We start from the raw sequence: 453 nt of genomic DNA, 5'->3' as shown, positions 1-453 counted from the left end.
TGACGTGATCTCAACAAGAATCCGGTAGGTATCGGTATTCGAAATGGGTGAGGTGGAGAGCGGCGCGGACGATGTCGCCGACCTGGCATGGGCTGGCTGTGCTGTGACGCAGGGTCCGCCAGCGGCCGACGAGGATCGCGAAGCCGCGTTCTCCGAGGCACCGCATTGATCGAAGGACGGCGTTGTAGGTCCGGTTGTCGACGGCGAGCCGGCGGCCGTCGGCAGGCTGCTTGTACGGAGCGTGGATGCCCTGGCCAGCGCCTTCGTAGCCTGAGTCGGCGAGGGTCGGCAGCCGCAGTTCGGAGGCCGCCCAGTAGAGGGCGCCGGTGACATCCAGACGCTGGGCGCAGGTCAGGTCATGCAGATGTCCGGGCATCGCATCCGAGGTCCAGATCGGGAGCCCGTCGGGGCGCATCACAGCCTGAATGTTCGCCCCGAAGTCGCGGTGTTTCC

At 66.2% G+C, this 453-nt stretch carries 1 protein-coding gene; it reads right to left on the bottom strand.

Features of this window, described 5'->3' with window-relative positions:
- Positions 1 to 10 precede the first annotated feature (10 nt).
- Positions 11 to 453, bottom strand: a 443-nt coding sequence (locus ACNAW0_RS30660; protein ID WP_416291526.1) for a transposase family protein, incomplete at its 5' end; no start/stop codon positions are given.

The organism is Micromonospora sp. SL1-18, from assembly GCF_047921505.1.
Lineage (GTDB): Bacteria > Actinomycetota > Actinomycetes > Mycobacteriales > Micromonosporaceae > Micromonospora.
The sequence above is the reverse complement of the archived record's forward strand: the minus strand, read 5'-3'. Positions and strand labels throughout refer to the sequence as shown.